We start from the raw sequence: 21,415 nt of genomic DNA, 5'->3' as shown, positions 1-21,415 counted from the left end.
TGGTGCGTGGAATTCCTTGTAACCATACTCCGGCGTCGTCAGACTTGCCCAGCCGAGGGCGCGAGTCCGTCACACCGGACGAGAGCTGCAATACCGCTTTGGTTGACCTGCCGAAAGCGACGAAAGGAAGGCGTATGTCCAAGAAATCCCGAAAGAAATCGTCCAAAACGCCCTCCGGCAGTCCGACGGCTAAGAAGAAGGCCGGGAAAACCCGGGCAGCGACTCAAACACGGTCCGCGAAAACACAGCGGACGCCGGCAAGCAAATCAACCGCGACGATAGCAAAAGCAGGATCACATAAGGCCGCATCGAAACAGTTAAATCCTTCCAAATCGCCTGCGGCGGCAAAGCCTACCCTGACGGAGGGCCAGAGGGCGCCCGCCTTCCGCCTGCCCCGCGACGGCGGCAGCGTAGTCACGCTGGCGGACCTTGCCGGACAGAAGCTGGTCCTGTTCTTCTATCCCCGCGCCGACACACCCGGCTGCACCAGGGAAGCCATCGACTTCACCCGCCTGGCAGACGCCTTCGCTGCCGCCGGCACCAAAGTGCTCGGCATCTCCGCTGATCCGTTAAAGGCCCAGGAGAAGTTCCGCGACAAGCACAAGCTCGGCATTCCCCTCGTCTCGGATGAGACCCATGCGATGCTGGAGGCCTATGGCGCCTGGGGCGAAAAGTCCATGTACGGCAAGAGCTTCCTTGGCATTCTTCGCACTACGGTGCTGGTTGGAAGCGATGGCAAGGTGGCCAGGATCTGGCGCAATGTGCGGGTCGACGGACACGCCGAAGAGGTGCTGGAAGCGGCAAGAAGCCTTTAACCAATCCCTCGAATTCGGCCGTTCCCGTTTCCGGAAAATTAACCATGAGCGGCCCAGATTGCTGCGGCAATTAGGCCGTCCGGACTGATCCGACCGGCGCGGGAGTGCCGATGTCGAAAAGTTCTGCCCAATACTCGCAGTACCCCCAACATCATCCTCACGACCACGGACGGGCCTTCCAACGCCGCGCTGCCGCCCCAGCGCCGGTCGCAATTCCCCTTCCCGCAGCCGACGACGCCTACACCATCGTCCATGCCGGCAAGCAGGTCCGCTTCGGGCCTGTGGTGTTCTGGATCGTGGTCGGCACGGTCGTGCTGCTCGGGCTGTGGTCGATCGCGACGGCCACCTATTTCGCCTTCCGCGACGACGTCCTGACCCGCCTGGTGGCCCGTCAGGCCGAGATGCAATACGCCTATGAAGACCGCATCGCCGAGCTGCGCGCCCGGGTCGACCGCGCCACCAGCCGGCAGCTGCTCGACCAGGAACAGTTCGACCAGAAGCTCGATCAGATCATGAAGCGCCAGACGGCGCTGGAGTCCCGGGCCACGGCGCTCGGCGCCATGCCTGACGTGACCGGATCAATCCCGCGCGCGGCACAGCAGCGCGGCGACGCTGGCCAGACGCAGGGCATACCGAAGCCGTCGCCGATCAGCGACACCGTGATCTTCGTGGCGCCGCCGGATCGCGAAGCGCGGCTCGAATCGCGCGCGCCGACCGTCGCAGCGCCCCCGACCAGCCAATCTGCCAAGAACCAGGGCTTCGACAATGTCCTGGTGCGGCTCACGACGTCGCTCGACCAGGTCGAGCGGCGCCAGATGGCAGCGCTCAACGCCGTCGAGGAAGGCATGGATTCGCGCATGCGCCGGATGCGCGGCGTCGTCAGCGATCTCGGCCTCAACCTCGCCCATCTCGAATCCGCCGTTCCGCGCAGCGCGATGGGCGGGCCCTTCGTTCCCGTCAAGCTGACGGCCAATGCCGGCCCCTTCGAGAAGCAGCTCAATCGCATCAACGTCACCCGCGCCGAGCTCGACCGTCTCAATCGCACGCTGGCGCTGGTGCCCTATCGCAAGCCGGTCATCGGCGAGGTCGAGTTCACGTCCGGGTTCGGCGTGCGCAGCGATCCCTTCCTCGGCCGGCCCGCGATGCATACCGGGCTCGACTTCCGCGCCGCCACCGGCGATCCCGTCCGCGTCACGGCCTACGGCAAGGTGGTCTCGGCCGGCTGGTCCGGCGGCTACGGCCGCTTGGTCGAGGTCGATCACGGCAATGGGCTTTCGACCCGCTACGGCCATCTCTCCGAGATCAACGTCAAGGTCGGCGAGGTCGTGAAGATCGGCCAGGTGATCGGTCTCGTCGGTTCGACCGGCCGCTCCACGGGCCCGCATCTGCACTACGAGACGCGCATCGAGGGCGAAGCCGTCGATCCGCAGAAATTCCTGCGCGCCGGCGTGCGACTGAGCGCAGGCTAGCGCATTGCTAGCGCCCAAGCGGCCCGCGCTAAGCCCATCCGCGTACAATGCCTCTGTTCACGCCAGGCCAGCTCGGCCAAGCGTGAACTGGTCCCTTTGATCAGACGGCGGGACGATGCCGCCGTCGATGACAAACTCAGCGCCGTGGATCGAGGCGGCGCGATCCGAAGCCAGGTAGGCGATGACGTCGGCGACCTCATAAGGTTCGGCCGCACGCCCGATGGAAATCCCGCCCAGACTGTCGAGGACGACTTGCCGCGCCTCTTTGATCGTGCCGCCGTTGGCGGCCTGCAGACGTTTCAACAGGTCGACGGAGGACTCGGTCATGATCCAGCCGGGGGAGACGACGTTGACCCGCACGCCCTTCGGTCCGAGCTCCTTGGAGATCGATTTGCTGTAGCCGATGGCCGATGGCTACATGAGCGAACGGACCTTGCAGCGCCGGATCACCGTGGAGGGCCATAGCTTCCGCGCTCTCCCGGTTGCCGCCAGACGGGAGCTGTGTGAGCAGCTGCCTGCCAAAAGCGAGATTGGGATCGACGAGATCGCCTTCCTGCTCGGTTATCAGGACACAACCTCCTTCCACCGTGCCTTCCCGAATGGGGAGGCGTGAGGCCCGGACGTTGGCGAGCTCCGCGCGCAGGGAGCAGCCATCCACTGACCCTGCACCTGCCAGCGAGATAACCGCTTTGGCCGCCTTGCCCCTGGGCATCGTAGATCGATCATCTCCACAATAAGTGTTGGCCGCGCGGCGTGAAAGCCAATACGCTGTGTGGTGGCAATGACGCCAGACGAACTCGTGAGTCGCAACAGCGGGTACCAGCATTGCGGCGAGATCGTTGAGAGGCTGCGCGATGACCGATCTTTCCTTGAATGCCGCGAAACCTGCTCCACCTGCCACCGATGCCGAGCCGAGCCTGCACCGGGTCATGGGTCCGTGGCTCCTCCTGCTGTTCATCGTCGGCGACATTCTCGGCACCGGAATCTATGCGCTCACCGGCCAGGTGGCCAACCAGGTGGGAGGCGTCGTCTGGCTGCCGTTCCTCGTCGCCTTCGTCGTGGCGCTGATTACTGCGCTGAGCTATCTCGAACTCGTCACCAAGTATCCGAAGGCCGCAGGCGCCGCGCTCTACACCCACAAGGCGTTCGGCATCCATTTTTTAACGTTCATCGTTGCGTTTGCGGTGATGTGCTCGGGGATTACATCCGCTTCCACTGCCTCTCGAGCTTTCTCTGCAAACATGTCGAACGCGCTTGGCTTGGGCTTGTCGGGGTTCGGCATCACCATGACTGGTCTCGTCTTCATGGCGGTTGTTGCCGCGGTCAATTTTCGCGGCGTCGGCGAAAGTGTAAAAGCGAACGTTGTTCTGACTTGCGTCGAGCTAACCGGTCTGCTGATCATCATCTTGATCGGTCTGTGGGCGATCGGCCTTGGCCAGGGTGACGTCTCGCGTGTCATGCAGTTTAAGGCGAGCGATACCGGTCTGGTCTGGCCGGTGATTGCCGCGACCACGCTCGCCTTCTTCGCCATGGTCGGCTTCGAAGATTCCGTTAACATGGCCGAGGAATGCAAGGAACCGACACGGGATTTTCCAAAAGTGCTGCTCGCCGGCCTATTCATCACGGGCGTAATCTACGTGCTGGTCTCAATCTCGGCGATTACGCTGGTTCCGCCGGAGCAGCTCGGCGAAGGAGAGACGCCGCTGTTGAAAGTGGTGCAGGCCGGCGCGCCGAACTTTCCGGTCTGGATCTTCGGCTTCATCACCATGTTTGCGGTCGCCAACTCCGCGCTGATCAACATGCTGATGGCGAGCCGACTCGTCTACGGCATGAGCCGCGAGCATGTGTTGCCGCCGGTGCTTGGCAAGGTGCATGCGGGTCGCCGCACGCCCTATATCGCGATCGGCTTCACCACGCTGCTGGCGTTCGCACTGATCACCTTCGTCGGCGAAGTGCCTGCGCTCGGTGGAACGACCGCGCTGCTGCTGCTCTGCGTGTTCACGGTGGTCAATATCGCGGTTTTGGTGCTGCGCAAGGATAGCGTCGCGCACGGCCATTTTCGCACGCCGACGATCCTGCCGGTATTGGGGGCAATCTCCTGCGCATTCCTGGCCGGGCCATGGACCGGACGGGCGATGGTTCAGTACCGCGTCGCGGGGGTCTTGATCGCCATCGGTGTCGTGCTCTGGGTGATCACGACGGTGGTCAACCGCGCCCAAGGCGTCAGGCCAGAGGAGCCAGACATGGAGACGATCGGCGGCCGAGGACCTGTGAACTAGCTGCAGCCGGGTGGTGCGATCCTGGCGACGCGGTGGGATCGGCTAGGGGTCCAAAAGCGGCCCTGAGCAGTCGTCGCCGTGAAGGTCAGCTACGGGCCAACAGCGGAAGTCAACGTGGGCTGAAAGAGGCGTCTAAGTGAGCCGGCCTTTGATTCATCTTGCGGCCGAGCTTCTGGATGATCTCGCGCAGCTCGGCGACATACTCCTCGATGATACGCCGGGCCTCGTCAAGCCGTGATGGCTTGGCTTCCTCACCCCCCGGTCTGTTTGACAGGTTCGGGCATGACCCGATGGTCCGGCGTGGGGGCGTGCACCGCTTGATATAGATCAAGGAAGGCGATGCACATTCCGAAGCTCTCTGCGGATTGTATCCCAGTGCTCAACATGCGAAGCCCGGAGCAGCCGGTAAGTGGCAAGAATGTCAAGGGCGAGGTCGGTCGAGCAGCCCGCACGTTCGAGCCTGTCGATGATTTCAATTTGCCGGGCAATATGCTTGTCGCTCAGCGCAAGATGGCGCTCAGCCTCAGCGAGGTGTGCCCGAATGAGCCGAAGGTCCACCCAGGCAGCATACGCCTAATCAGGCCAGTCGAAAGAAGAAAACAGGCCGAATGAGAGCGGCCAAAGTCCGCTCAACCGTCTCTGAACGTCTTTACTTGGCTCTCTTGTTCCGAGCCAAGTCGTCCTGGCCTTCTGCCAACATGTCATAAGCGGCCGCCATCCGGCTGTATTGGGCGCTCGTCTCCGGGTCTTTCATCAGATCACTCTTAGCTCGAAATTCTTCGGCTTGGTCGCGGTATCGCTTCGCGTTCGCTGAGTGATCCATCTATTCCCGATCTTCCCGGTATGCCTTCGCTTCCGTTCGGCACATTGCGCTCTCAACTATGGCTAAACGCAGTGCTTCGCGACTACGCAGCTGCTCGGATTGCAAGACATGCTTTGCTCGTTGAAGGGCTTTACTCTCTTCAATGGCAAGATGAGCGCGAGCAAGCAGTGAATCATCCATCAGTTGACGATGGGGGCAATGGCGTTTCGTTACAATAGCCTATGTTACTCTCTGGATCATTCTTCGGGAAAGGACTGTAAGTCTCGCGTCCAAGGAACGTGTCAGGCGGCGGCCGCTTCAGCAACTCGCGCGTCTGCTTCACGACATCGAGCATCTGCTCGATTTGTTGATCCATAGGAATAGGACGATAGACCCGCATGGCCGCGCTCCATTTTTTGACGGGAGCGCAAACGGGCGTTCTCACGCAGATAAATGCCAAGGTCCGCTCTGCGATACGGAACTGTGCGCCTTAAATGTGCAAAGCGCGAGTCATTTTACTAACCGAACCTATAGGAACGAAAAGAGCCGCTGCAAAAACCGTTTACCAATATATCGGAAGCCGGCGTGCGCTGGTCCTTGGACGGAATAACAGCGTCCTAGTACGGAGTGAGAAAGCTCTGGGTCCGCTTTGGGTCAATCGTGACGATATGCCCCGGTTTAAGTTAGGCCCGGTCTACCGCTGACCGCCGACATGTCACGGGGGGCACTTTAAGTTATTATGTCCAGCATGTTGGAGGGTATGAAGCAGACGCTGCTGGTGATGGGGTCGATCTTGGCCCTGATGGTTGTCGGCTGGGAAATTCATCTTCTTGTTGCTTACGCGGGGCCGTATACTTTCATCCTTTCGGGGCGACCGTGCCAGCGTTCGTCATCGTTGGTTTGGGATTTTTCAAGCTGGCCCGCAGTCGCGTAGCCAAATAGGCGTTTTCGACCTCATGGCTGCTTTAAGTCAATCGCGTCAGTTTGGCATGATCCGGGTTAGGTCCGGTCTGCCCCTCACAGCAGCCATTTTCGGTCGCGCGTAATCGGCCGCGATGGGCCAGGAGCAGTCATTATTCAATCACCTTGTCGGCTCGGCCGATGACCTCGGCCGGAATTTTCAATCCTAGCGCCGCAGCCGTCTTGAGGTTCAGGGCAAGCTCGAAGGCTACAGGTTGCTGGACCGGAAGCTCTGCCGGTTTGGCTCCCTGAAATATCTTGGCTGTATATTGTGCTGTTTGCTTGCCCATCACTGCGAGGCTTGCCCCGTAGCTTGCGAGGCCACCCAAATCCACGAAGGCGCTGATCTGGTAAACCGCTGGAATCTTCGTACGAGCGGCCAGTAAAACAATTTGCGGCTCGATCGGAGCAGCAAGTACGAGAAGTGCATCGCACTTTTCCTGCACCATTCTTTCGAAAGCTTGGCCGAGATCATTCCGGGAGAAAGTAAAGATGGGGATGGTCTCCAGACCCAATATCTTTGCAGCGGCCTCCGTCTCTTCAAACTGTCGTTTGCGGGCGGGGATAGGCGAGCCCAGCACGGCCACTCGCGTTGCTGCGGGAAGGATACTGTGCAGAAGCTCGAGTGACTTGCCGGTCGTGTCGGAGAACATCGTGGCTACACCGGTAAGGTTTCCTCCGGGATGCGCCAAGCTATTGATAAGGCCCAAAGCAACCGCATCCCCGGCTCCCCACATCACAATAGGAATGGTTGCGGTTGCTCGTCGCGCGGCCGCTATCGCAGGTGTCGCAACTGCGACCACTACGTCTGGCTTTTCGGCGATCAACTCGTTCGCGAGCTGATCGAGCCGCTCTATACGGCCCTCTGCCGCTCTGCGCTCGATGACGAGGTTTTTGCCGTCCGTGTAGCCGAGCTTCTGCAGTTCGTTCCTGAAAACCTCGAACAGGGCGCGCTGGACTTCACTTTCCCACGAGTCGGTGTTCAGGAAAGCCAACCGCCAGACCTTCGAGCGGACTGCTGCGCTCGTGCATTTGGCGGTCCCGCCAAAATCGCGCCCATCGCCAGCGTGATCACATCGCGCCGTCTCATTGCCAGACCTCCGGACGCGCATAAGAGGACAAGCATAGCACATTGAGATATGTCCGCTTAGGGCTTAGGGTCATGAGCGGTCCTTAGCGGCCGACACGCGAGAGGCGGGCTAAGGGCCATAACCGGACTCAGGCGCCATGCACATGCGTCGCGCGTAGCCTATTGCCGCGATCTGCTTTCCAGCAACGGTCGCGGAGCTCTCCCGATACAAAAGGCTCCGCCCGCTGCCATGCCTCGTCATTGTCGTCGCGGAACTGGAAGTACTTCCGGAACACGATACGCTGGGAGGCTGTATCGATGGCAACAGTCTGCGCAAACTGTACAAGGGTGCTCATCTTATGAAAGCCGCCGATGATCAGGATCTGCGCGCCGGCTAGGGACGCCGCGCGCAGCCGATCGCGTAATGCCGGTCCATCCGTCGGACAACTTGTTCCGCAGGAGGACGGTACGAGCTGAAAACGGCGGTCTGCAGTGACGTCATCTCGCAGCGCGGTCATGAAAGCCCGCAATCGTTTCTCATGCACTGCCGTCTGATCGGTGGGCTCGTTCGACGTGTCTCTATATTTGAAATCGTCGATCGAGACAGCCATGGCGTGGCCGGCGTTCTCGGCGGATGCACCTGAGATGAGGCTGGATGATCCCAGCAACAGACCGGCTGCGGTAACAGCGTGCAGGATTGAGCTGTGGCGCATGGCGACTCGATCTCCTCCGCTAAGTCCATCTTAGAAGATCGACTCTTTCCGTCTCCTGTCGAAGGAATTAATCCTTGGTAATGCTACGCAGGCCGCCCATGGCAGCGCAGCGCTATTGTGTGCAGTGGATCAAAATCCGAGAACTCAGGTTGAGTAAATCTGGTCCGCTCCAGCCCGGTGAGCGGACCTCTGTCGGATGCGGCGCAACTTCGCAAATGGGCCAAACGCAGACCCGTCAAGTTCGCTCCCTTCAGGGGCGGGAACGCAGGCGACGCGGGTTGGGAGGTGTCGCGTGCGCTGCGGGCTTGCCGCGAGCGCGTCGCTCCGCTTCTTCGACCTGAAGTCGGAGATCTTCCAATTCTGAGAGCTGAGCAGCAAGTTCGCTCAACCGTTTCGCAAACGGGATTCCCGGAAACTTGCGCATGAAAGCCCCCAATACAAAAGCATACTAAAATATCACTTCGAATTAACGAGAGCCCGGCCGGAGCCGCATTAAAGCAAGTGAATCTCGCTAAACTTATGAACCGGCGCACATTTCCGTTCGCTCCCTTCAAGGGGGCTCAGCCAGCCTGAGAGTCCGCTTAGGGTCAAAAGCGGCGCTCCGCAGTCATCGCCGCGAGGTCGCTACGGGCACGCGGACCCATTCAATGGCCAGAGCCTTTGCCCCGCTTTCCGAATAACCAGCGCGCCAACAGCACTTGCACCGCCAACCCCGCGCGGATCTCTATGCTGCCAGAAACGGTATCTGGATCGCCAGTGTGTAGCCGTTGACCATCAGCAGGCCTCCCGCAGCACCGATGATGCCGCCGAAGATCGCAAGCCACGGGAGCGTCGCGACAATCGAGACCGAGATCAGCACGATGGCGATCTGCAGAAGAGCTTCAGCATAGTCGAAGTAGGGATCCTGCTTGAGGGCATGGTCGCGCTTGCTCTCGTAGTCCTTGGCCTGCACCATCAATTCCTTCTTGCCTTCTTGCGTTTCGGGCTCGGACTCGTAGCGTGAGGCCGCCTTGCGATAGGCCTCCGCTTTTTCCTTCAGGGCCGCCCTGGCCTCGGCGCTGAGGCTTCCGTCCTGCAGGAATCCCAATTCGATCGCGTCGGCCGCGAGGTTGTAGTCGGTCTGGCGGATGGTCTTGGCCTGGTAGAAGGCATAGTGGTTCGCGGCATAGATGTTGTTGTTGGTCGCCTCCTTGCCGGCGTTGGCGCCGCCAAGCCCGGTGATGGCCAGCAGCATCGCCAGAATCGCGATGCCGACCGCCGCGCGCTGCTTGAAGCGGTCGTTCTCCCTCTCCTGATCCATCATGTCCGCGGCATCTTCGGCTTTCATCGATCGGCTCCTCCTCGCTCCCAAAGGGCAGGCACGATAAACAACTGCGTTATGTCACTATCGCGACGCACGAGCGCGTTGATTTTGCGCAGAATGCGGCAGGCGCGATTGGTCATACGAAAGGATTTGCACTTCCCGCGCATCGATCAAGGCTTACGCAAACGTTCGGATGCTTCTCTTCAGCTTTGCGTTGCTGGACCGAAGTTAGGAGGCAGGCTTCTTCGGTCGCGACACCAGCTCGATCATCCTGCCTTCATCGTCGTCGGGCATCGCCGCCTTCGCCTGCGCGTAGGCCTCGACGGCGGCGCGCGCGACCAGCGGCTTGCCGGCGAGCAAGCTCTCGGCGAGCTTCACCGCATAGGCGGCATCCTTGTGCCGGAGCGCTGCCGTGAAGGTCGCGCCGCTGAAATCGCGAGCGACCATGCGCTTGGAGTGCCGCTGTACCTGAGGACTCGCGGCAACGCCCGCCTGGACCGACTCCAGCACCAGCTTCATGTCGAGCCCGGCCTGCTCGGCGATCGCGAGCCCCTCGGCAAGGCCCGCGATCTGGATCGCGCCCATCAGATTGTTGATGAGCTTGTAGACCGTGCCGGCCCCGACCGGGCCGAAATGGCGGATGGTCGAGCCGATCGGTTCGAGAAAGGGCCGCGCGCGTTCGAGGTCGGCAGCATCGGCGCCGGCAAGCAGCGTCAACTTCCCGGCCGCGGCCGCATCGGGCAGTCCGGTGACGGGGCAATCGATGTAGATCAGCCCGCGCGCGTTGAGCTCGCGGCCCATCTCGCGGGCGTGGTCATAGGAGACGGTGGAGCATTCGATCGCGATGGTGCCAGCCTTGGCAGTCTTGGCCGCACCGTTCAGCCCGAGCCAGACCGCGCGCGAGGCCTCGTCGTCGGCGACCATGGTCACGACCGCGTCGGCATCGATCGCGGCATCCTCCGGCGAGGTCGCCCACAGCGCGCCACGCGCGATCAGATCTTTCGCCTTGGTCTTGCTGCGATTCCAGACCGTCACCGTGAAGCCGGCATCGAGATAGCGACCGGCCATCCCGTGGCCCATCCGCCCAAGCCCGATGAAGGCGACGCGGGGCATGATCAGTCCACGTCCTCGATATCGCCGGTCGTGGTGCCAAAGGCGCGCTGCGCCAGGGTCGCGGCCATGAAGTCGTCGAGATCGCCGCCAAGCACGCCCGAGGTGTCGGAGGTCTGCACGCCCGTGCGCAGATCCTTCACCATCTGATAGGGCTGCAGCACATAGGAGCGGATCTGGTGGCCCCAGCCGATATCGGTCTTGGCGGCCTGGTCGGCGGCGGCCTTCTCCTCGCGCTTCTTCAGCTCGATCTCGTAGAGGCGCGCACGGAGCATGTCCCAGGCCTGCGCCCGGTTCTTGTGCTGGGAGCGGCCGGCCTGGCAGACCACGGCAACGCCGGTCGGAATATGCGTCAGGCGCACCGCGGATTCGGTCTTATTGACGTGCTGGCCGCCGGCACCGCCCGAGCGCATGGTGTCGACGCGAACGTCGGATTCCTTGATGTCGATCTTGATGCTGTCGTCGATGACGGGGAATACCTGCACGCTCGAAAACGAGGTGTGCCGCCGCGCGTTGGAATCGAACGGCGAGATGCGCACGAGGCGATGCACGCCGGCTTCGGTCTTCAGCCAGCCATAGGCGTTGTGCCCGGAGACCTGGATCGTTGCCGACTTGATGCCGGCTTCTTCGCCCTCGGACTCTTCGAGGTACTCGACCTTGAAGCCATGCGTCTCGGCCCAGCGCGTGTACATGCGCAGCAGCATCTGCGCCCAGTCCTGGCTCTCGGTGCCGCCGGCGCCGGCATGGACTTCGAGATAGGAATCGAAGCGATCGGCCTCGCCCGACAGCAGCGCCTCCAGCTCGCGCCGCGCCACTTCCTTCTTCAGGTTCTTCAGCGCAGCTTCGGCCTCGGCGACGACACCTTCATCGCCCTCGGCCTCGCCGAGTTCGATCATGCCGATGTCGTCTTCGAGCTCCTGCTCGACCTTGCCGATGCCCGACAGCGAATCCTCGAGCGAGGTGCGCTCCTGCATCAGCTTCTGAGCTTTCTGGGGATCGTTCCAGAGGTTGGGATCTTCTGCGAGCTTGTTCAGCTCCGCGAGGCGCGCCGTCGATTTCTCGACGTCAAAGATGCCTCCTCAGCAGCCCGACTGACTGCTTGATCTCTTCTACCAACCGTTCGATTTCGGCGCGCATGTCGTTCTCTGATCTCGCGGAATCCCGCGTGCAATTCGAGATGGGGATGTAGCGGCGGCGGCTGCAAAGCGCAACCGCCGGAACTGCGATCGTTTGCCTTATCCGTGGCCTAAAGCATGATCCGGAAAAGTGTGCAGCGGTTTTCCGAAAAGATCATGCGCAAACAACTACCTAAAGCGCGATGATGATTCATCTGATCTCATCGCGCTTTAGTACAGCCCGCCGGTGCCCGGCCGCATGAAGAAGCCGGAATCCGGCTGCTGCTGCTGCGAGGCCGGCATGCGGCCGTCGGCATCGGCAACGCCGATCACCGAATAATTATCCGGCGGCGCCGTGCCCGGCTTGAAGGCTTCGAGGATGGTTCCGCCGGTTTCGCCGGGGCCTGCGCGCATGCCGGTCTTGGCGGCGACGCGGACGAGCTTGATGCCGGCCGGCACCTTGAACGGAACCGCGGGCTTGTCGGCGAGCGCGAGCTTGAGGAAGTCACGCACGATCGGCGCAGCGAGATGGCCGCCGGTCGCGGCATTGCCCTTGCCGAGCGGGCGCGGCTTGTCATAGCCCATGTAGACCGCGACCGCGATATCAGGGGAGAAGCCGACGAACCAGGCGTCCTTGGCCTCGTTGGTGGTGCCGGTCTTGCCGGCGACGGGCTTGCCGACCTCCTTGATCACCGTGGCCGTACCGGACTGCACCACGCCTTCCATCAGCTCGGTAATCTGATAGGCGGTCATGGGATCGAGCACCTGCTCGCGGCGGTCGATCAGCTGCGGCTCGGGCTGGTTCTTCCAGCCGCCCGGCGCGTCGCAGCCGCGGCATTCGCGCTGGTCGTGCTTGAAGATGGTGTGGCCGTAGCGGTCCTGGATGCGATCGATCAAGGTCGGCTTCACGCGGCGCCCGCCATTGGCGAGCATCGAGTAAGCCGTGACCATGCGCATCGCCGTCGTCTCGCCGGCGCCGAGCGCGTAGGAGAGATAATTCGGCAGCTCATCATAGACGCCGAACCGGCGTGAATATTCGCCGATCAGCGGCATGCCGATGTCCTGCGCGAGGCGCACCGTCACGGTGTTCAGCGATTGCCGCAGTGCGTTGCGCAGCGTCACCGGTCCCTGGAACTTGCCCGAGGAGAAGTTTTCAGGCCGCCACACGCCGGCGCCCTGGCCCTGGTCGATTTCGATCGGCGCGTCGAGCACGACGGTCGACGGCGTATAGCCATTGTCGAGCGCGGCCGAATAGACGATCGGCTTGAACGACGAACCCGGCTGACGATAGGCCTGCGTGGCGCGATTGAACTGGCTCTGGTCGAAGGAGAAACCGCCGACCATGGCGAGCACGCGGCCGGTCCAGGGATCCATCGCCACCATCGCTCCGGAGACTTCCGGGATCTGGCGAAGCCTGTACTGGCCTTCGACGGGATGACCGTCCTTGTAGAGCGGGTCGGCATAGATGACGTCGCCAGGCTGCAGTACCTGCGATACCGCCCCCGGCGTCTTGCCCCTCGTGCCGCCCTGCAGGGCCCGCGCCCAGCGCACGCCGTCGACCGTGACAATGCCGGTCTCGCGCTGCTTGCTCACCGCGCCGCCGAGCTCGCGGCCCGGCTGGAAGCCGATGCGCGCGGACTGGTCGCTGGTCTCCAGCACCACCGCCATGCGCCATGGCGAGATGTCGGAGAGCGACTTGATCTCGGCGAGCCTCACACCCCAATCGCCCGAAATATCGAGCTTGCTGATGGCGCCGCGATAGCCCTGCTGCTCGTCGTAATTCACGAGGCCGGCGACCATCGCCTTGCGCGCCATGACCTGGATCTTGGGATCGAGCGTGGTTCGGACGGACAGGCCGCCTTCATACAGCTTCTTCTCGCCATAGCGTTCGAAGATGTCGCGGCGGACCTCCTCGGCGAAATATTCGCCGGCGAAGGTGTGGGCGCCGTTGGAACGGCTGGTGACGGCGAGCGGCTCCTTGCGCGCCTTGTCGGCGTCCGCCTGCTTGACCCAGCCGTTCTCCACCAGACGATCGATCACGTAATTGCGGCGCTCGATGGCGCGGTCGCGGTTGCGCACCGGATGCAGGGTCGCGGGCATCTTCGGCAGCGCGGCCAGATAGGACGCTTCCGCCACGGTCAGCTCGTTCACCGACTTGTCGAAATAGACCAGCGACGCCGCCGCGATGCCGTAGGCGCCGAGGCCGAGATAGATCTCGTTCAGATAGAGCTCGAGGATCTTGTCCTTCGAATAGGTCTTCTCGATGCGCATCGCCAGCAAGGCTTCCTTGATCTTGCGCGCGAAGGAGACCTCGTTGGTCAGGAGAAAGTTCTTGGCGACCTGCTGGGTGATGGTGGAGGCGCCCTGCGGACGCCGGTTCGAGCCGTAGTTCTGGATGTAGACCAGACCTGCGCGGGCCATGCCGGTGTAGTCGATGCCGCCATGCTCGTAGAAATTCTTGTCCTCGGCCGCCAGGAAGGCGTTGATCACGAGTTTGGGCACGGCCTGGATCGGCAGATACAGCCGCCGCTCCTTGGCGTATTCGCCGACCAGCGATCCATCGACCGCGTGCACGCGCGTCATCACCGGCGGCTCGTAATCCTGAAGCTGAGAGTAGTCGGGCAAGTCCTTGGAGAAATGCCAGATCAGGCCTGCCACGGCCCCGACACCGACAAGGAACACCACCGTTCCCGCGGCGAACAGGAAGCCCATGAACCGCACCAGCAAGCGCATTATGTGTTTATCCGTTCAAACTCTGGATCAGCCCAGTATTTTGGCCCCTTGGCACCCAAAAGGGGCCAACCTTCGTCGTGAATGCACCGGCCCACGCAATCACATCAGGGCCGGAGTTTAGACGTTTGCCGAGCGGGATTCTCGATCGATTCCGGAACCCCCTGCGACATTTTTATAGAGCGCCCGCTGTGGCCAAACTAGGGCTTTTGCGGCAGCACGGAAAAACCCTTTTAGTTCGAAGATTCCCGGGTCGCCCAATTTATCGATCCCGGGTCGTCAATTTGACGATCCCGCCGTGGCCATCCTCTTGGTCAGAAACGCGTCGATGGCCTGGGCCATCGAGCCGACGGCGCGTGACCGCCACCCCTCGGAAACCAGGTGCTCGAGGTCTGCCTTGTTGGAGACGTAGCCGATCTCGACCAGGACCGAAGGCACGTCGGGCGCCTTCAGCACCCGGAAGCCGGCCGACTTCAGGGGATGCTTGTGCATCCGCACCGTCGACTTCATTTCTCCCATCAGGAGCCGGGCGAAACGGTTTGAAAAGGTGCGGGTTTCCCGCTGCGTGAGGTCGATCAGGATGTCGGCGACGTCGGTCGGCTCCTCCGCGAGATTGAAGCCGGCGATCGCATCCGCCCGGTTTTCCGCATCCGCCAGCCGCTGGGCCTCGGCGTCGGACGCCTTGTCGGAGAGCGTGTAGATGGTGGCGCCCTGCGCGTCGCCCTCGGCCCGCGGCAGCGCATCGGCATGAATCGAGACGAACAAGGCGGCGTTGAGGTTGCGCGCGATCTTGGTGCGGTCATTGAGGGGGATGAAGGTGTCATCATCCCGCGTCATGACCACGCGGAACTTGCCGCCCTTCTCCAGCCTGTCGCGGAGCGCCAGCCCAAAGGCCAGCACAAGGTTCTTCTCGCTCTCGCCGCTCGACTGCGTGCCGTTATCGATACCGCCATGGCCGGGATCGATGACCACCACCGGGCGGCCATCGCCCTTCTGCTGCGGGGTGTCAGGGGTTGCCGCAGCGGGAACCGTGGCAGGACCCACGGCGACCGCGGGCCGCAGCTCCGGACGATTCTCAGGGGCGAGCGATGGCGCGAAGGCGCTGCGGTCGACCTCTTCCAGTTCGAGCACGAGCCGGGCCGGTTGGCCATTGGCGGCCTCGACCACGTACGACTTGGCGATCTTCGCCGGCCCCGTCAGGTCGAATACGATTCGCGAGCCGCCGGGCATGACGAGGCCGTAGCGGAAGGCCTTGACCAGGCCCCGCCCCGCGCTCCCGGTCCCGGTGGGCAGCTGAAAATTGACCTGCGGCACGTCCACGACCACGCGATAGGGGTCGGCGAGCGTGATCGCGCGGAAGGTGACCGTCTGGTCGATGTCGAGGATGAAGCGGGTCTGCTTGCCGTCACCGGCCAGACGGGCCGCCGAGGCGATCGGAAAATTCGTTGTCGCAACAGATGGTTGCGGCTGGGTCTCGGCCGCGCTCAGGCGAGACGCGTCGGCGCACGTCAATGCTGCAGCGCACAGCAGCACGCATCCCAGCAAGACCCTTTGATTTGTGCGGCTCGCCACCGATTCCGTGCCTCCGAGCAGCCCTTTTTAACGCAATAGAACCACAGGGTTAAACGATCCTTAATGGCAGATGCGCGAAACTCGCTGACTGTGACCGCCGTGCGACGCTCCCTTGCACGGTTGGCTCATTCCTCGTATGTACGGATTGCTGACGGCCGATATTCCCGGTTGTGTCGCATTCAGCCTCCCGGTGCATCGCCGGAGCTCCCATGGTTTGGGAATTCCAGCGTTTTCCGTTCCTCTCCAAGACCAGCGCGGTGCGCGGCAACGAGATGGAGCGGGTCAAGCTCCGGCGGCGGACGGTCCTGGGTTACCAATCACGTTACCCGGGCGGTTCTGACAGCGACGTAACCCAATACCCGGCCCCTTGATCCCAAGGGGGCGGTTCGTGACCCCAAGGCGAGCGCGCTCGCGCCATGCCTGGCCAGCAGCAACTGATTGAGGGGCGGCCTCGCCGCCCAATGTTTCATACGGGCCGACGCTTGATGCGCCAGACTGTGCCGACGAATTCTGAAGGATCATTCGCGACGCTGCGGAGTGAAAATCCCGCGCGCCGCCATGGTCCTGAAGCTTCCGGTTCGGCAAGGCGCGAGAGACGGCGTTTCGGCCTTCCCCTCACCCCCGAATCAGGTGGACCGTCGCGTCACCCGGCGGCGCGATACGCGCCCACGGTGAATCGCGCCCGCCGCCGCCAAGAGTTAAGACATGCCCAACAAGATGTTGATCGATGCCACCCACCCGGAAGAGACCCGGGTCGTCGTGGTCCGCGGCAATCGCGTCGAAGAGTTTGATTTCGAGACCGCGCAACGCAAGCAACTGCGCGGGAATATCTACCTCGCCAAGGTCACGAGGGTCGAACCCTCGCTCCAGGCCGCTTTCGTCGAATATGGCGGCAACCGCCACGGCTTCCTCGCCTTCAGCGAAATCCATCCCGACTACTACCAGATCCCCGTCGCCGACCGGCAGGCGCTGATCGAGGCCGAGGAACAGGCCCATCGCGAGGCCGAGGAAGAGAGCGAGAACCGCTCCCACGGCCGCCGCCGCTCGCGCCACCGCAACGCCCGCCGCCGCGGCCATGGCGAGCGCGTCCGCAGCGACATCGTCGAGGGCCTCGACGCCGGTGCCGATCCCGCGGCCCAGCCGGTCGAGGGCGAGGCCCTGGCGGCACAGGCCGAGGGTGCTTTGCACGAAGGCGAGCACTTGCACGCCGATGCCGAGCATCACGGCGAGCATGAGGGCCACGATCACCACGACCATGGTGATCATGATCACGGCGATCGTCAGCCCGATGGTGAGGTTCACCATCACGCCCACGATCACCATGATGATCACGATCACCATGGCGAGCACGATCATCACGACCATGATCGTGCCGATGAGACGCCCGCGCCTGTCGCGGCCGTCGGCGCCGAGCCCGTGGTCGCGACCGAGTCCGCTTCAGAGCCGCAGCAGAGCGTCGCCTCCGAAGAGCATGCGGAGCCCTTGGCTGAGGCCGTAACCTCTGCCGCCGAGCCGGCCGATGCCGTTTACGCCGACGCCGGGTACAGCGCCGAAGCGCCGCTTGCCGAAACCGCGGAAGCGGGAGGCGAAGACGAGGAAGAGGATGACGAGGACGGCGAGGACGCCGAAGAGGAACTCGTCGAATCCGTCGGTGGCGACGACGTGCTAGAGGAAGTGCCCGAGCGCACCTTCCGCCCCCGCCGCCAGTACAAGATCCAGGAAGTCATCAAGCGCCGCCAGGTGATGCTGGTGCAGGTCGTCAAGGAAGAGCGCGGCAACAAGGGCGCCGCGCTGACGACTTATCTGTCGCTCGCCGGCCGCTATGCCGTCCTGATGCCCAACACCGCCCGCGGCGGCGGCATCAGCCGCAAGATCACCAGCGCGCAGGACCGTTCGCGCCTGAAGGAAGTGGTGCAGGATCTCGACGTGCCCGAGGGCATGGGCATCATCCTGCGCACCGCCGGCGCCTCCCGCACCAAGCCCGAGATCAAGCGCGACTTCGAATATCTGATCCGGATGTGGGAGACGGTGCGCGACCTCACACTGAAATCGCAGGCCCCGACCCTCGTCTACGAGGAAGGCTCGCTGATCAAGCGCTCGCTGCGCGACCTCTACAACAAGGAGATCGACGAGATCCAGGTGGCCGGCGAAGCCGGCTACCGCGAAGCACGCGACTTCATGAAGATGCTGATGCCCGCCAATGTCAGCGCGGTGAAGCAGTATCGCGACGGCCAGCCGCTGTTCTCACGCATGGGCGTCGAGAGCCAGCTGGACGCGATGTTCTCGCCGACGGTGCAGCTGCGTTCAGGCGGCTATGTCGTGATCAACCAGACCGAGGCGCTGGTCTCCATTGACGTCAACTCGGGACGATCGACCCGCGAGCACCATATCGAGGACACCGCGCTCAAGACCAATCTGGAGGCCGCCGAAGAGGTCGCCCGCCAGCTCCGCTTGCGCGACCTCGCCGGCCTGATCGTCATCGATTTCATCGACATGGACGAGAAGCGCAACAACCGCGCGGTCGAGCGCAAGCTGTCCGATTGCCTGAGGCAGGATCGCGCGCGCATCCAGGTCGGCCGCATCTCGCATTTCGGCCTGCTCGAGATGTCGCGCCAGCGCATCCGCGCCAGCGTGCTGGAGTCCTCGACCGATCCCTGCCCGCATTGCGGCGGCACCGGCCACGTCCGTTCCGTCTCCTCGGTGGCGCTCCAACTGCTGCGCGGCCTCGAAGAGATCCTGATGAAGGGCGCGACCCACAATCTCGTGGTCCGCACCCGCACTGACGTCGCGCTCTACGTGCTGAACCACAAGCGCGGTCATCTGCGCGACCTCGAGAACAGCTTCAAGGTCACGCTGTCGGTCATCGCCGATGCCAGCGTCAGCGGACCGCAGGCCTATGTGATCGACCGCGGCGAGCAGGTGCATACGCTGGAAGCTGCCAAGGCGTTGCTCGTGGCGCAGGCGGCCGCGAGCCCGCCGCCGATCGTTGAAGAAGCTTACGAGGACGAGGAATTCGATTCCGAGCTCGAATCCGAGGTCGAGACGGAGGAGACCGAAGGTCTCACTGAGGACCAGGCCGCTGGCGAAGCCGGTCCCGAGCAGGACGGCCAGCGCCGCAAGCGTCGCCGCCGCCGGCGCGGCCGCGGTGGCCAACGCGATGGCGAGTTGCGCGAGGACAGCGCGCCGACGCTGCCCGAGGCCGCTGTCGCCGCCGGCGAAAGCGAAGAGGAAGCAGAAGCCGAACAGGACGGCGAGGAGGGCGAAGACCAGGCCGCCCGTGGCGAGCAGCAGGGCAGCGGTGACCGCCGCCGCCGGCGCGGTCGCCGCGGCGGGCGCCGTCGGCGCGGTGGCGCAGAGGAAGGTCTTGCCGGCTCCATCGGCGACGAGCTCGGCGCCAATCAGCCCTCGGAAGCTGCCGAGGCGGTTGCCGATTTCGACAGCCCCGGCAACGAGGCAGCGCCCTCGATTGCGCAGGCCGAGCACACCTCCGAGCCGCAGGCCGCGCAGCCTGAACCGCGCACCGACTCGCCGGCCGAGGTGCTGGCCCAGCCGGAGCCGGCTCCTGTCGCTACGACCGTGGCGCCGGAAGAGGAGCCCGCCGACGACAAGTCAGCACGCCGCCGCTCCACGGTCCGGGAAAAGGTGAGCTTCCTGCTCAACAGCCAGCCCGAGCCCGTGACGCCGGTTGCGCAGGCGACCGAACCGGTTGCGGCGCCCGCGCCGGCAGCTGAGCCCGCACCGGAAGCGGCCGAGGAAAGGCCGCCCGCCCCGCGCCGTGCCGGCTGGTGGTCGCGCCGCTTCGGCGGCGGCGAATAACGCAGAACATCCAACGCAGAACGCCCGGCACAGCCGGGCGTTTTTGTTTCGGCGCGATCCTTGCTCGCACGACAGCTGCATCAGTCCGCTGTCGAGACAGACGCCGTCGGTGTGCTAAGTCGTTTTCACGATTTGAAAGGGGACCGGCAGTGTCAGAGCTTTGCGATTCCAGCGCCGTTGAATTGCGCCGCCTGCTCGCCAGCCGGGCGATCTCGCCTGTCGAACTGCTCGACGCCTGCCTGTCCCGCATCGCCACCATCAATCCCGCCGTCAACGCCGTCGTGACGCTGGACGAACCGGGCGCGCGCGCCGCCGCCAAGGAAGCCGAGGCGGCGATCCTGCGCGGCGAGGATCGCGGCGCCCTGCATGGGCTCCCGGTTCTCATCAAGGACACCCAGGACACCGCGGGGATGCGTTCCACCTATGGCAGCCCGTTGCTCAAGGACAACGTTCCGGCCGCCGACCAGGGCTCGGTGGCGCGGCTCCGTGCGGCCGGCGCCATCATCTTCGGCAAGACCAACACGCCGGAATGGGCAGCGGGCGGCAACACCCGCAATCCCGTGTTCGGCGCGACCGGCAATCCCTTCGATCCCATGCGCTCGGCGGCCGGCTCCTCCGGCGGTTCGGCGGTGGCGCTCGCCTGCGGCATGGCTCCGCTCGCCTCCGGCTCGGACACCGGCGGCTCCCTGCGCAATCCGGCAGGCTTCGCCGGCATCGTCGGCATGCGTCCGTCCTACGGTCTGGTACCGAGCGAAAAGCGCATCTTCGGATGGTCGAACCTGTCGACCGATGGACCGATGGCGCGCAACGTCGCCGACACCGCGCTGATGCTGTCGGTGATGGCGAGCGACGATGCGCGCGATCCGCTCGCCTATACGCTGCCGGGCGAGGCCTTGCGCGGCCGCGCGGAGCGTTGGGCCGCGCCGCGCCCCGCCGAGCTCGGCAAGCTGCGCCTCGCCTTCACCGAGGATTTCGGCTTCGCGCCGACCGAGCAGGCCATTCGCCGCGTGTTCCGCGATCGCGTCTCGCGGCTTGCGCCGCTGTTCGCCGCATCCCGCGAGGCGACGCCGGACTGCTCCGGCGCCGACGATGCGTTCGCCGTGTTACGCGCGGGCATGTTCCTGGCGACGCACGGCAAGAATTATAAAGCACGTCCCGAGATGCTCGGTCCCAACGTCCGCGCCAATGTCGAGGAAGGGCTCGGCTACACGCTCGAGGACCATGCAAGGGCCGCAACGATACAGACGCGGATCTATCGCGCCTGGCAGAGCTTCTTCGAAACCTGCGACGTGCTGATCAGCCCGGCCATCACGCTGAGCCCGCGCCCCTGGTCGGAGCTCTATCCCGCCGAGATCGACGGCGTGCCGACCAAGTCGTACTTCCACTGGCTCGCGCTCGCCTATGCGGTCACCCTGACCGGCCATCCCGCCGTCAGCATTCCGCTCGGCCTCGACGAAGCCGGCCTGCCCTTCGGCCTGCAGATCGTCGGCCCGCGCGGCGGCGACGCCATCGTGCTCTCGGTGGCCGCCAGCATCGAGGCGGCATTCGCGAACGATGCACAGCTGTGCCGGCCCGTGCCCGACCTGGCACGGCTCGCCGCAGCACCGCCTCTATCGTCCGCTCCCGGCTTCCTGATTTGGGAATGACCCGGTCCGACAGGAG

Annotated in this window: 18 protein-coding genes; 9 read left to right on the top strand and 9 right to left on the bottom strand. The window is 63.7% G+C overall.

What is annotated here, in order from left to right; translation table 11 throughout:
- Positions 1-134: 134 nt before the first annotated feature.
- Both BCCGELA001_RS18075 and BCCGELA001_RS18070 read left to right on the top strand, forming a co-directional pair.
- Entirely contained in the window at positions 135-815 is a 681-nt protein-coding gene (locus tag BCCGELA001_RS18075) for a peroxiredoxin (protein ID WP_008564510.1), read from the top strand.
- Positions 816-925: 110 nt separating this feature from the next.
- A complete protein-coding gene (locus BCCGELA001_RS18070) occupies positions 926-2,284 on the top strand; it encodes a M23 family metallopeptidase (protein WP_008564508.1) in 1,359 nt (452 codons plus the stop codon).
- Between the two features lie 57 nt (positions 2,285-2,341).
- Here the strand turns inward: BCCGELA001_RS18070 and BCCGELA001_RS18065 are convergent, their stop codons facing one another.
- Positions 2,342-2,644: an SDR family oxidoreductase gene (locus tag BCCGELA001_RS18065; protein ID WP_236840882.1), complete on the bottom strand. Its 303-nt coding sequence runs from the start codon at positions 2,642-2,644 to the stop codon at positions 2,342-2,344.
- 58 nt (positions 2,645-2,702) lie between these two features.
- Here BCCGELA001_RS18065 and BCCGELA001_RS18060 point away from each other — a divergent pair, with 58 nt between their 5' ends.
- The 4 genes from BCCGELA001_RS18060 to BCCGELA001_RS37950 all read left to right on the top strand — a co-directional run bounded on the left by BCCGELA001_RS18060 (position 2,703) and on the right by BCCGELA001_RS37950 (position 6,299).
- On the top strand, positions 2,703-2,897 hold the full coding sequence (locus tag BCCGELA001_RS18060) for a helix-turn-helix domain-containing protein (protein WP_144441349.1): 195 nt from the start codon (positions 2,703-2,705) through the stop codon (positions 2,895-2,897).
- Positions 2,898-3,138: 241 nt separating this feature from the next.
- The gene (locus tag BCCGELA001_RS18055; protein WP_008564494.1) at positions 3,139-4,563 is read left to right on the top strand and encodes an APC family permease; all 1,425 of its coding nucleotides are present in this window, start codon (positions 3,139-3,141) and stop codon (positions 4,561-4,563) included.
- 339 nt (positions 4,564-4,902) lie between these two features.
- Entirely contained in the window at positions 4,903-5,175 is a 273-nt protein-coding gene (locus BCCGELA001_RS18050) for a hypothetical protein (RefSeq protein WP_008564492.1), read from the top strand.
- Positions 5,176-6,125: 950 nt separating this feature from the next.
- The gene (locus tag BCCGELA001_RS37950; RefSeq protein WP_158511626.1) at positions 6,126-6,299 is read left to right on the top strand and encodes a hypothetical protein; all 174 of its coding nucleotides are present in this window, start codon (positions 6,126-6,128) and stop codon (positions 6,297-6,299) included.
- Positions 6,300-6,438: 139 nt separating this feature from the next.
- On the opposite strand, the gene BCCGELA001_RS18040 is transcribed toward BCCGELA001_RS37950, so the two are convergent.
- The 7 genes from BCCGELA001_RS18040 to BCCGELA001_RS18010 all read right to left on the bottom strand — a co-directional run bounded on the left by BCCGELA001_RS18040 (position 6,439) and on the right by BCCGELA001_RS18010 (position 15,937).
- On the bottom strand, positions 6,439-7,320 hold the full coding sequence (locus tag BCCGELA001_RS18040) for an ABC transporter substrate-binding protein (RefSeq protein WP_060735951.1): 882 nt from the start codon (positions 7,318-7,320) through the stop codon (positions 6,439-6,441).
- A gap of 223 nt (positions 7,321-7,543) precedes the next feature.
- Positions 7,544-8,107: a DUF2380 domain-containing protein gene (locus tag BCCGELA001_RS18035; RefSeq protein WP_008564486.1), complete on the bottom strand. Its 564-nt coding sequence runs from the start codon at positions 8,105-8,107 to the stop codon at positions 7,544-7,546.
- Positions 8,108-8,831: 724 nt separating this feature from the next.
- Positions 8,832-9,434 (bottom strand): DUF4337 domain-containing protein, encoded by a 603-nt coding sequence (locus BCCGELA001_RS18030; RefSeq protein ID WP_060735950.1) that lies wholly within the window; start codon positions 9,432-9,434, stop codon positions 8,832-8,834.
- Between the two features lie 204 nt (positions 9,435-9,638).
- Positions 9,639-10,523: an NAD(P)-dependent oxidoreductase gene (locus BCCGELA001_RS18025; RefSeq protein WP_060735949.1), complete on the bottom strand. Its 885-nt coding sequence runs from the start codon at positions 10,521-10,523 to the stop codon at positions 9,639-9,641.
- A 2-nt stretch (positions 10,524-10,525) separates the two neighbouring features.
- Positions 10,526-11,657 (bottom strand): peptide chain release factor 2 gene (prfB, locus tag BCCGELA001_RS18020; RefSeq protein WP_144441348.1). Its coding sequence is split into 2 segments (ribosomal slippage): positions 10,526-11,587 and positions 11,589-11,657, totalling 1,131 coding nucleotides; the frame shifts between segments, so codons are not numbered across the junction.
- 209 nt (positions 11,658-11,866) lie between these two features.
- Positions 11,867-14,368 (bottom strand): penicillin-binding protein 1A, encoded by a 2,502-nt coding sequence (locus BCCGELA001_RS18015; protein ID WP_060735948.1) that lies wholly within the window; start codon positions 14,366-14,368, stop codon positions 11,867-11,869.
- Between the two features lie 276 nt (positions 14,369-14,644).
- The gene (locus BCCGELA001_RS18010) at positions 14,645-15,937 is read right to left on the bottom strand and encodes an N-acetylmuramoyl-L-alanine amidase (RefSeq protein WP_060735947.1); all 1,293 of its coding nucleotides are present in this window, start codon (positions 15,935-15,937) and stop codon (positions 14,645-14,647) included.
- Positions 15,938-16,146: 209 nt separating this feature from the next.
- Here BCCGELA001_RS18010 and BCCGELA001_RS37945 point away from each other — a divergent pair, with 209 nt between their 5' ends.
- On the top strand, positions 16,147-16,308 hold the full coding sequence (locus tag BCCGELA001_RS37945; protein WP_158511625.1) for a hypothetical protein: 162 nt from the start codon (positions 16,147-16,149) through the stop codon (positions 16,306-16,308).
- 244 nt (positions 16,309-16,552) lie between these two features.
- Here BCCGELA001_RS37945 and BCCGELA001_RS39355 read toward each other — a convergent pair whose 3' ends face one another.
- On the bottom strand, positions 16,553-17,302 hold the full coding sequence (locus BCCGELA001_RS39355; protein ID WP_269465440.1) for a hypothetical protein: 750 nt from the start codon (positions 17,300-17,302) through the stop codon (positions 16,553-16,555).
- A 117-nt stretch (positions 17,303-17,419) separates the two neighbouring features.
- Between BCCGELA001_RS39355 and BCCGELA001_RS18005 the strand changes: the two genes are divergently transcribed.
- Positions 17,420-19,753, top strand: a complete 2,334-nt coding sequence (locus tag BCCGELA001_RS18005) for an Rne/Rng family ribonuclease (protein ID WP_269465439.1) — start codon at positions 17,420-17,422, stop codon at positions 19,751-19,753.
- Positions 19,754-19,902: 149 nt separating this feature from the next.
- Entirely contained in the window at positions 19,903-21,399 is a 1,497-nt protein-coding gene (locus BCCGELA001_RS18000) for an amidase (protein WP_060735945.1), read from the top strand.
- The last annotated feature ends 16 nt before the right edge of the window (positions 21,400-21,415 follow it).

Source organism: Bradyrhizobium sp. CCGE-LA001, from assembly GCF_000296215.2.
GTDB lineage: Bacteria > Pseudomonadota > Alphaproteobacteria > Rhizobiales > Xanthobacteraceae > Bradyrhizobium.
This window is presented reverse-complemented; position numbering and strand designations above follow the sequence as displayed.

Coding starts and splice junctions, on each gene's coding strand:
- BCCGELA001_RS18075 (WP_008564510.1), top strand. CDS start 135: ATGTCCAAGAAATCCCGAAAGAAATCGTCCAAAACGCCCTCCGGCAGT.
- BCCGELA001_RS18070 (WP_008564508.1), top strand. CDS start 926: ATGTCGAAAAGTTCTGCCCAATACTCGCAGTACCCCCAACATCATCCT.
- BCCGELA001_RS18060 (WP_144441349.1), top strand. CDS start 2,703: ATGAGCGAACGGACCTTGCAGCGCCGGATCACCGTGGAGGGCCATAGC.
- BCCGELA001_RS18055 (WP_008564494.1), top strand. CDS start 3,139: ATGACCGATCTTTCCTTGAATGCCGCGAAACCTGCTCCACCTGCCACC.
- BCCGELA001_RS18050 (WP_008564492.1), top strand. CDS start 4,903: ATGCACATTCCGAAGCTCTCTGCGGATTGTATCCCAGTGCTCAACATG.
- BCCGELA001_RS37950 (WP_158511626.1), top strand. CDS start 6,126: ATGAAGCAGACGCTGCTGGTGATGGGGTCGATCTTGGCCCTGATGGTT.
- BCCGELA001_RS18035 (WP_008564486.1), bottom strand. CDS start 8,107: ATGCGCCACAGCTCAATCCTGCACGCTGTTACCGCAGCCGGTCTGTTG.
- BCCGELA001_RS18030 (WP_060735950.1), bottom strand. CDS start 9,434: ATGAAAGCCGAAGATGCCGCGGACATGATGGATCAGGAGAGGGAGAAC.
- BCCGELA001_RS18025 (WP_060735949.1), bottom strand. CDS start 10,523: ATGCCCCGCGTCGCCTTCATCGGGCTTGGGCGGATGGGCCACGGGATG.
- BCCGELA001_RS18015 (WP_060735948.1), bottom strand. CDS start 14,368: ATGCGCTTGCTGGTGCGGTTCATGGGCTTCCTGTTCGCCGCGGGAACG.
- BCCGELA001_RS37945 (WP_158511625.1), top strand. CDS start 16,147: ATGGTTTGGGAATTCCAGCGTTTTCCGTTCCTCTCCAAGACCAGCGCG.
- BCCGELA001_RS39355 (WP_269465440.1), bottom strand. CDS start 17,302: ATGGTCGTGATGATCGTGCTCGCCATGGTGATCGTGATCATCATGGTG.